The sequence below is a fragment of the Pseudomonas sp. HMWF006 genome (assembly GCF_003061205.1).
In the GTDB taxonomy this organism is placed as follows: Bacteria; Pseudomonadota; Gammaproteobacteria; order Pseudomonadales; family Pseudomonadaceae; genus Aquipseudomonas; species Aquipseudomonas monsensis.
Genome location: NZ_QAIU01000267.1, coordinates 1 through 3607 on the forward strand (window position 1 = coordinate 1; position 3607 = coordinate 3607).

The following is a 3607-nucleotide window of genomic DNA, read 5'->3' on the forward strand; positions in this document are numbered from 1 at the left end:
CGCGGTTACGCTTGGCGATTACAACGCCTTCGAACGCTTGCAGACGGGAACGATCGCCTTCCTTCACTTTCACCTGAACGACAATGGTGTCGCCCGGGGCAAAGGTAGGGATTTCTTTGGTCATCTGCTCTGCTTCGAGTGCAAGGATGATTTTGTTGGTCATGCTGTGCTCCTAAGGTAAATCAACTGATCTACCATCGATACGTTGTTAACTATCGTCCCGCTCGCGGATGTATTCCTCGAGCAGCTTCTTCTCTTCTCCAGAAAGCGAGCGGCTTTCCAGAAGATCGGCGCGTCGTTCATAGGTCCTACCAAGGGACTGCTGTAAACGCCAACGCCGGATATGCGCGTGATTGCCACTCAGCAACACGTCGGGAACACGCTGATCCGCATACACCTCAGGTCGGGTGTAGTGCGGGCAATCCAGCAGACCATCCGTAAAGGAATCTTCCTCAGCGGAATCCGCATGCCCTAAAGCTCCAGGCAGCAGTCGTGTAACCGCATCGATCAGGACCATGGCCGGCAGCTCGCCGCCAGACAGTACATAGTCGCCAATCGACCACTCTTCATCGACATGAGCCTCAATAAAGCGCTCGTCAATGCCTTCATAGCGGCCGGCAATCAGGATCAGTGCATCCGATTGTGCCAGCTCGCGTACCGCCGACTGAGTCAGTTGACGGCCTTGGGGGGACAGGTAAATCACCTTCGCCGCCTCCCCGGCTGCTGCCTTGGCCTGAACCAGAGCATCTTCCAGGGGCTTGATCTTCATCACCATGCCCGGACCACCGCCAAACGGGCGATCGTCCACAGTGTGATGCCGATCCGTCGTGTAATCTCGCGGATTCCAACAGGTCAGCTGCAAGAGCCCCTGTTTGACCGCACGACTGGTGATGCCGTAGTCGCCAATGGCGGAAAACATCTCGGGAAACAAACTGATCACTTCTACGCGCAAATTAGCCACGTTTAGAAGTCCGCATCCCAATCCACCTTCATCTCGCCCGCTGCGAGGTCGACAGCCAACACGCATTGCTCCGTATAGGGCAACAGGCGTTCACGATCATCCAGGCTGCCAGCGCAAGGCTTGACTACCATTACATCATTGGCGCCGGTTTCCAGAAGATGATCGATTTTCCCCAGCAATTGCCCGAGGGTGTCGATGACCTTCAGACCTTCCAGCTGGTACCAGTAGTACTCGCCTTCGGTCAATTCAGCGAACAGGTTGCGCGGCACGCAGATCTCATAACCGGCCAGAAGACGAGCTTCTTCACGATCATCGAGACCCTTGAGCTTTGCGACCAGGAACTTATCGCTCCCGCGTCCACTGACCAGCTCGACCTGTTTGACATTGCCTTCGCGCTTGAGCGTCCAGGTTTTGTACTGCAACAGGTTTTCAGTCGGATCAGTAAAGGAATAAACCTTCACTTCGCCGCGAACGCCGTGAACAGAATAAATTTTGCCAATAACGATCAAATCATCGGCAACAGCAGGCGTCGCGTTCATATTGCTCAGGCCGCAGCCTTGGCAGATTCCTTCAACAACTGAGCAACGCGCTCAGAAGGTTGTGCACCAACGCTCAGCCAGTAGGCAACGCGCTCTTGGTTCACGGACAGACGGACTTCCTGACCACGGGCAACAGGGTTGAAGAAACCAACCTGTTCTTTGTGGGAGCCGTCACGCGGGTTACGCGAGTCGGTTACGGTCAGGTGGTAAAACGGGCGCTTTTTGGAGCCGCCAAGGGCAAGACGGATTGTTAGCATGTGAACATCGTTCCTGTAGTCGGTGCTGCAAATCTAAATGCACAGCGGGCATGGGTGCCCGAAAGGCCGCATATTCTAAGGAATATCCGGACTTTTGCAAATGACTTTTTCCGGCGCCTATGGCATGCCGTGCAGATTTGCATAGAGAGCCGTCGATGAAAACGGCCAGTCAGCTCCCGCCGAGTGCGGGTTTGCTGTTGATCCTGCGTCCTTGCAGGGTCTGCGCCGGTGCGACGACCGGCGAAGTCTTAGTGTCCTGTCTCACCCATTTCACTCGCCATAAGCGAGCAGAATGGGTGAAACGGGGCACCTTACATTTTTGGCATGCCGCCGCCGGGCAACATACCGCCCATGCCGCGCATCATTTTTGCCATACCGCCTTTGGCGGTAAATTTCTTCATCATCTTCTGCATCTGCTTGTGCTGCTTGATCAAGCGGCCGATGTCCTGCACCTGGGTGCCGGAACCCATGGCGATCCGGCGTTTGCGCGAACCGCTGATCAGCTCAGGGTCACGGCGCTCGGCCGGGGTCATGGAATTGATGATGGCTTCCATCTGTTTGAACTGCTTCTCTGCAGCATTCTGGGCATTGCCCATCTGCGACAGGTTGACGCCGCCGATGCTCGGCAGTTTGTCCATGAGGCCGCCGAGGCCGCCCATGTTCTTCATCTGTTGCAGCTGATCGCGGAAGTCTTCGAGGTCGAAGCCCTTGCCCTTCTTCAGCTTCTTGGCCAGCTTGTCGGCCTTGTCCTTGTCGAGCGTCGCTTCAGCCTGCTCGATCAGGCTGAGCACGTCGCCCATGCCGAGAATCCGCGAAGCGATACGCTCAGGGTGGAACGGATCGAGCGCTTCGCTCTTCTCGCCCATCCCGATGAACTTGATCGGCTTGCCGGTGATGGCGCGCACCGACAGGGCGGCACCGCCACGGGCGTCGCCGTCGACCTTGGTCAGGATCACGCCGGTCAGCGGCAGCGCATCACCGAAGGCCTTCGCCGTGTTGGCGGCGTCCTGACCGGTCATGGCGTCGACCACGAACAGGGTTTCGACCGGGTTGATCGCGGCATGCAACGCCTTGATCTCGCCCATCATCTCTTCGTCGATGTGCAGGCGACCGGCGGTGTCGACGATGACCACGTCGATGAATTTCAGTTTGGCTTCTTTAATAGCCGCGCTGGCGATGTCGACCGGCTTCTGGCTCAGATCGGACGGGAAGAACGTCACGCCGATGTCGTTGGCCAGGGTTTCCAGCTGTTTAATAGCCGCGGGACGATAAACGTCCGCCGACACGACCATCACCGACTTCTTCTTGCGCTCTTTGAGGAAGCGCGCGAGTTTGCCGGCGGTGGTGGTTTTACCGGCACCCTGCAGACCGGCCATCAGAATAACGGCTGGCGGCACGGCGCTCAGGTTCAAGTCTTCGTTGGCCGCGCCCATCAGGCTTTCGAGTTCGGCCTGGACGATTTTCACGAACGCCTGACCCGGCGTCAGGCTGCGCGACACCTCAGTGCCGACAGCGCGCTCCTTGACCGAATTGACGAAGTCCTTGACCACCGGCAGGGCGACGTCGGCTTCGAGCAACGCCATGCGCACTTCGCGCAGGGTGTCTTTGATGTTGTCCTCGGTCAGCTTCGCCTTGCCGGTGACATGGCGCAGCGTCTGCGAGAGACGGTCGGTTAAGTTTTCAAACATTGCGCGATCCTTTCAGGCCCTGTGTAGACCGGGATAATGGCGGCCCAGACCGGATTCAACTTGTGCTCGGCGAGCCTGCGGCGTGGGCAGGTCGCGGATTATAGCGAAGACTGCGGCCGGCGGACACCTCGCTGTCAGCTTCCTGAGTCTTTCGTGCCATGG

General features: G+C 57.7%; 5 protein-coding genes. All 5 read right to left on the reverse strand.

The features are described from left to right. Window positions 1-163: 50S ribosomal protein L19 (locus DBR24_RS11050; RefSeq protein WP_128614750.1), on the reverse strand; the 163-nt coding region annotated here is incomplete at its 3' end. Between the two features lie 45 nt (window positions 164-208). After that, a complete protein-coding gene (gene trmD / locus DBR24_RS11055) occupies window positions 209-961 on the reverse strand; it encodes a tRNA (guanosine(37)-N1)-methyltransferase TrmD (protein WP_090281920.1) in 753 nt (250 codons plus the stop codon). 2 nt (window positions 962-963) lie between these two features. Next, window positions 964-1500, reverse strand: a complete 537-nt coding sequence (gene rimM / locus DBR24_RS11060) for a ribosome maturation factor RimM (RefSeq protein WP_085688896.1) — start codon at window positions 1498-1500, stop codon at window positions 964-966. A gap of 5 nt (window positions 1501-1505) precedes the next feature. Next, window positions 1506-1757, reverse strand: a complete 252-nt coding sequence (gene rpsP, locus DBR24_RS11065) for a 30S ribosomal protein S16 (RefSeq protein ID WP_003198088.1) — start codon at window positions 1755-1757, stop codon at window positions 1506-1508. Window positions 1758-2068: 311 nt separating this feature from the next. Further along, window positions 2069-3445, reverse strand: coding sequence for a signal recognition particle protein (gene ffh, locus DBR24_RS11070; protein ID WP_123464947.1), 1377 nt, complete (start codon window positions 3443-3445; stop codon window positions 2069-2071). Window positions 3446-3607 lie beyond the last annotated feature (162 nt).

Excerpts from the sequence above, each read along its gene's own strand:
- rpsP (WP_003198088.1), bottom strand. The coding sequence starts at position 1,757 with ATGCTAACAATCCGTCTTGCCCTTGGCGGCTCCAAAAAGCGCCCGTTT.
- ffh (WP_123464947.1), bottom strand. The coding sequence starts at position 3,445 with ATGTTTGAAAACTTAACCGACCGTCTCTCGCAGACGCTGCGCCATGTC.
- rimM (WP_085688896.1), bottom strand. The coding sequence starts at position 1,500 with ATGAACGCGACGCCTGCTGTTGCCGATGATTTGATCGTTATTGGCAAA.